We start from the raw sequence: 4,992 nt of genomic DNA on the forward strand, positions 1-4,992 counted from the left end.
CGGCGGGTCGCCACCATCGACTAGTGGCGATCGCAAGGGCGGCGGAGCCGGGCGCGGCGGGTCGCCACCATCGACTAAGCCGGGCTCCTCGGTACCCGGCGCCGGATCTGACCCTTCGACCGTCGCACCCGTTTGACCGGGTCCCGGGTTGTGCCGGCGGCGATCTCGTCGCGCAGCTGGGTGATGTTGGAGATTTCGGCGTACAGCCCGCGGATGGCGTAATCCAAAACCGCGAAGGAGTACCGCTGCTCGGGGTCCTCGGTGATGCCGAGTTCGGCCGACCGCTGCCGCGACCACAGTGCCTCGTCCAACCGGGCGCGGGTCGCGTCCAAGTGCCGGTCCAAGGTGTCGATGACGTGTTCGGGATCCTGGCCGCGCGCCAGCCACGTTTTCAGGATGACGGGGTGTTTGATGACCACGCGGTCGGGGCCCGGGAAGTGTTGCACCCAACGGCGCAGCGCGTCGCGGCCGGCGTCAGTGGTCTCGTACAGGGTGATGGCGCGCTTGCCGGATTGCGCGCCGATCTCGCTGACCATGCCCCGCTGCAGCAGGCGGGTCAGTTCGCGCCGCACGTGACTGACCGACGGCGACCAATAGAAGTGCCCGACCGATAGTTCGGCGCGCATCTTGATCTCGCCGGCGGTGAGTTGCTCGTCGTTGGCGGCCAGCACCCCCAACACCAGGTAGGCGGTGACCGGCAGGCCGTTGCTGGTTCTCGGGCTCACGAACTGCCGGTTTCCGCGGCGGCGAAGTAGGGCAGCGTCACGTCGGGCCCGGTGGGGTGGAACTGCACGCGCACCCGCATGCCGACGGCCAGGTCCTCCGGTGGCACGCCGACGACGTTGGTCAGCATCTGGTAGCCCTCGTCCAGGGTGATGATCGCCGGCGCGTAGGGCGGTTCGAATTCCGGTGTCACGGGCCGGTATACGACTGTCCAGCTGTAGATCTCGCCGCGGCCGCTGCCCCGCTGCCAGGCGACGTCCTGCGAGAGGCATTGGCGGCACTGCTCGGTCGGCGGGAAGTTCGCCAATCCGCACGCCGCGCAACGTTGGTAGCGCAGCTCGTGGGAGCGGCATCCCTCCCAGAACGGGCGGCTGACGTGGCTGCTTGCGTGCGGGACGGGCCCGACTTGGGGCCGCAAGTGATCGGAAGTCATCGTGGTTGGTCTCCCAGAATCAGCACGGTGGTGAACAGGGCCCCCGCTCCCCCGTTGCTGCACAGCGCGATGTGCGCATCGGGGACCTGAAGGGCGCCGGCCTGTCCGCGCAGCTGCTGTACCGCGCGGATCGCCCGCTGCATCATCTGCGGATTGGCGCCGGCATGGCTGAACGACATGGTGCCGCCGTCGGTGGTGATCGGGTGGCTGCCGCCGATGGCGATGTGGCCGTCGGCCACGAACGGACCGCCCTCGCCCTCGTCGCAGAAGCCGAAAGCCTCGAGTTGACGGATGATTTCGAAGGAGAACGGGTCGTAGAGTTCCAGCACGTGGACGTCGTCGCGACGCAAGCCGGCGTGTGTGAATGCGCACTCGGCGGCGCGCCGGCCCACCACGCCGTTGACATGGTCGCCGCGGCGACCGGCCAGGTCGTATGCGGGCGGGTGCTGATACGACGGGCCGTGAAAGTCCGCGCCGCTGCCCAACACGTATATGGGCCGGCCCGCAACGTCGACGGCGTCGATGTTGGCCACGACGAGCGCACACCCTCCTTCGGAGGTGGTGGCGCAATCCAGGAGGTGGAACGGGTCGGCGATGGGCCGCGAGGCGGTGATGTCCTCCGGGCTGAACGGCCCGCGGTCGTAGTACACGGCTTCGGGATTGCGTGAGCCGTTGTTGCGGATGGTCGCCGCAACCAACGAAAGTTGTTCGCGCGTGGTGCCATACGCATGCATGTGGCGCCGCGCGATGAGCGCGAATTCGGCGGTGGTGAACATGCCCCAGGGGGCGACGAATTCGTTCTCCGGCCGGGTCCAGGGCGCCGTGGCTTCGTGGTCCCGGTATTCGCCGGCCTGGGCGGCGACCAACACCACCACCTCGGCCATGCCGTGCTCGATCGCGGTGACCGCCTCGGTGATCATGCCGACCCCAAAGGCCAGGCCCTGCCAGGCCGGTCCGATGCGCAGGTCGTAGATCAACGAGGTCGAGTCCGGGCCGGCGCTGATGCCGTCGACGTCGTCGAGGGTCAGGCCGGCATCGTCGAGCGCGCCGAGGATCGCCTTGATCGCCAGTCCGCGTGAGGTTTCGCCGTCCAGCCGTCTCCCCTGCCGGGTGTTGTGCACTCCGACGATCGCCGCAGTGCGCGTGGTCAGGCTAGTTCTCATCCGCGACAACTCCCAAATACGTTCCCATGACGTCGTATTCACGCCCGCCGCGCGTGATGGTGCCGATCGTCGTGGCCCGTGAGTTGACGGGCACTGCGCCCTGCTCCACGACATCGATTCGCACGTCCACCGGCCGCGCCGTCTGCGGATCGGTGATTTCGACGACCATCGCGACTGCGCGCTCGCCGTCGTCCCATTCGACGCTGGTGATGCGGTGGCGCGCGGTCAGTTCCATCACCACGGAATCCTGGCGGACCAGGAAGCGCACCGGTGCACACAGCTCTCCGGCGCGGGGCGGCACGCACAGGCTGATCGCCATGTCACAGACCCGCCGGCCGGGCGCTGATGGTTCCCGACCGGCGCAATGCATCCAGGTCGTGCTCACTTAACCCCAACAGGCCGGTCAGCACCTCGCCGGTGTGCTGGCCGTAGAGCGGCGGTACCCGCCGGATCCAGCGCCGCGGCATGCCGAGGAACGCGAAAGGCATTCCGGTGCAAAGGAAGGAGCCGGCGACGGGATGGTCGACCGTCTCCCAGAAGCCCCGGGCCTGCAACTGCGGATCGGTCAGCAGCGCCGCGGCGGGTGTGACGGGCGCGGCGGCTACGCCGGCGGCGCGCAGCGCGGCGGCCGCCTCGGTGACGGAATGCCCCGCGGCCCAGGCGGAGATCAGCTTGTCGATGTCGTCGACACGCTCGGCCCAGTCGGCATCCTGAAGCCCGGGCTGGCCGAGGAGGCCGGACAACGACGCTCGGGCGGCGCCGTCGAGTGCGGCCAGCGCGACCCAGTCGTCGTCACCACGACACCGGTAGACTCCCTGGGGGTCGGCGTCCGGGCCGCGGTTACCGTTGCGGCACAGCGCGATTCCATTTCGGGAGTATTCGACCAGCATTTCGGCCGCCACGTTGAGCGCGGCCTCGACCATGGTCGCTTCCACCTGCATTCCGGCGCCCCGCCGGTCACGGATCACCAGCCCCGCGACGGCGGCGAAGGCGGCGTGCAACCCGGCGATCGGATCGCACACGCCCCGCGGGATCACCGGCGGGCCGTCGGCGTGCCCGGTCACCCATGCCATGCCGGTGGCCTGCTCCATCGTCTGGGCGAAGCCGACGCGATCGCGCCACGGACCGTCGAGGCCGAACGCGGGCATGCGGACCAGGATCGCCCGCGGATTCGCGGCACGCACCGCATCCCATTCCAGGCCGAAGTTCGCCATCACCCGGGGTGAGAAGTTCTCGACGACCAGATCGCTCGCGGCGATGAGCCCGAGCGCCAGCTCGCGCCCGGTGTCGGTGCCGAGTTCGATGCTGACGCCGCGCTTGTTGTTGTTGCTGCACAAGAAGACCGGGCCCCACTCCCACCAGTGGTCCCAGTCCGGTGGGCGCCCGGCCGAGAACCTCATGCCGTCGGGCCGGCGCACGCCCTCGACCTTGATCACGTCCGCCCCCAGGGCGCCGAGCAGCTGGGTGGCGACCGGGCCCGCCCAGAACGCGGTGAAGTCGGTGACCCGGATGTCGGACAGCGGCAGCGTGGCCGGATCGGCGCTGTGGGGCGGTTGGGGCCGCGCCGGCCACTGGACCCGCCCGTTATCGGCGCCGAGTCGCGGCGGTTCCGCGGGCCCACGGGTCGCCATCGCATCGCTGCGGTATGGCACGCGGGGCACCAGCGCCCCGGTCGGCGACTCGACGAACACGCCGCGTTCGCGGAAGTGGTCGATCTCGGGGAGCGTCTCTGGCGTCGCGATGGGGGCGACTGGAATTCGGAACGCCACCGCCAGATCGATGATCTCCTGGGTGGTTCGGCGCGCGGTCCATTCGGTGACCATGCCCAGGAACTCGTCGCGGCGCTCGACCCGGCCGGCGAACGAGGCCAGTTCGGCGTCGCCGACCAGATCGGCGCGCTCGATCATCACCAGGAAGTCCTGGAATTGCTGTGCGGTGATGGTGCAGAAACCGACCATGCCGTCGGCCGTCGAGACGATCGACGGCAGCTCCAAACTTCGTTCGTGCAGCAGCGAATCGGCGCCCAGCACGCTGGCCGACATCGCGGACAAACCCCCCATGGCGATCGCCATGGCCTCGTACGTCGAGACATCGATGATGTGTCCGCGTCCGCTTCGGGCCGCATGCCGGGTCGTTGCCGCCGCCGCGGCCGCGGCGAACGTGCCCGCCAGCCACTCGCCGAGCCGGCCGCCCGCCTGCACCGGCTCGTCGTCGGGCCAGCCGCGACCGGCGATCGATCCGCACAGCGCTTGCAGGATGAATTCGTTGGCGGCCAGCTGGTTTTCGACGTAGGGGCCGGTGGTGCCGAACGGCGTCACCGCCACGACCACGGCCGCCGCGGCGGTGTGGGCGGTGATGTCGTCGAGCGTCCGCCCGCCGGTGAGGTCGGTGATCACCAGGTCGGCGCCGGCCAGCAGCGAGGTGATCTCGGGCTGGCCGTGATCGACCACCGACTTCTTGCCCGCGGCCAGATAGTCGAACAACGCGCCGGGCGGTCCGCCGGCCGACCACTGGCGCAGCGCATCTCCCTGCGGTGACTCGACTTTCACCACCTCGGCGCCGGCATCGGCGAACATCTTGCCGCAATATGACGCCGGCAGGCCGTTGCACAACTCCAGCACGCGCCAGCCCGCGAACGGCGCCTCGGCCCCCACGCTCAGTTGCCCAGGGTGG

Annotated in this window: 5 protein-coding genes; all 5 read right to left on the reverse strand. The window is 69.7% G+C overall.

Features of this window, described 5'->3' with window-relative positions:
* Positions 1 to 74 precede the first annotated feature (74 nt).
* The 5 genes from A9W96_RS16210 to A9W96_RS16230 are packed head-to-tail and all read right to left on the reverse strand — an operon-like array spanning position 75 to position 4,973.
* A complete protein-coding gene (locus tag A9W96_RS16210; RefSeq protein WP_067141216.1) occupies positions 75 to 725 on the reverse strand; it encodes a PadR family transcriptional regulator in 651 nt (216 codons plus the stop codon).
* Positions 722 to 1,156: a Zn-ribbon domain-containing OB-fold protein gene (locus A9W96_RS16215; RefSeq protein WP_067141218.1), complete on the reverse strand. Its 435-nt coding sequence runs from the start codon at positions 1,154 to 1,156 to the stop codon at positions 722 to 724. Before A9W96_RS16215 ends, A9W96_RS16210 begins: the two co-directional genes overlap by 4 nt.
* Positions 1,153 to 2,319 carry a thiolase family protein gene (locus tag A9W96_RS16220; protein ID WP_067141221.1) on the reverse strand — a complete coding sequence of 389 codons (1,167 nt, stop codon included), beginning with the start codon at positions 2,317 to 2,319 and terminating at the stop codon, positions 1,153 to 1,155. Before A9W96_RS16220 ends, A9W96_RS16215 begins: the two co-directional genes overlap by 4 nt.
* On the reverse strand, positions 2,309 to 2,638 hold the full coding sequence (locus A9W96_RS16225; protein ID WP_066869937.1) for a hypothetical protein: 330 nt from the start codon (positions 2,636 to 2,638) through the stop codon (positions 2,309 to 2,311). The genes A9W96_RS16220 and A9W96_RS16225 overlap by 11 nt, the downstream gene beginning before the upstream one ends.
* A 1-nt stretch (position 2,639) precedes the next feature.
* The gene (locus A9W96_RS16230) at positions 2,640 to 4,973 is read right to left on the reverse strand and encodes a CoA transferase (RefSeq protein ID WP_067141224.1); all 2,334 of its coding nucleotides are present in this window, start codon (positions 4,971 to 4,973) and stop codon (positions 2,640 to 2,642) included.
* Positions 4,974 to 4,992: the final 19 nt, after the last annotated feature.

This window comes from Mycobacterium sp. 1245852.3, from assembly GCF_001669335.1.
GTDB classification, from domain to species: Bacteria; Actinomycetota; Actinomycetes; order Mycobacteriales; family Mycobacteriaceae; genus Mycobacterium; species Mycobacterium europaeum_A.

Excerpts from the sequence above, each read along its gene's own strand:
- A9W96_RS16215 (WP_067141218.1), bottom strand. The coding sequence starts at position 1,156 with ATGACTTCCGATCACTTGCGGCCCCAAGTCGGGCCCGTCCCGCACGCA.
- A9W96_RS16220 (WP_067141221.1), bottom strand. The coding sequence starts at position 2,319 with ATGAGAACTAGCCTGACCACGCGCACTGCGGCGATCGTCGGAGTGCAC.
- A9W96_RS16225 (WP_066869937.1), bottom strand. The coding sequence starts at position 2,638 with ATGGCGATCAGCCTGTGCGTGCCGCCCCGCGCCGGAGAGCTGTGTGCA.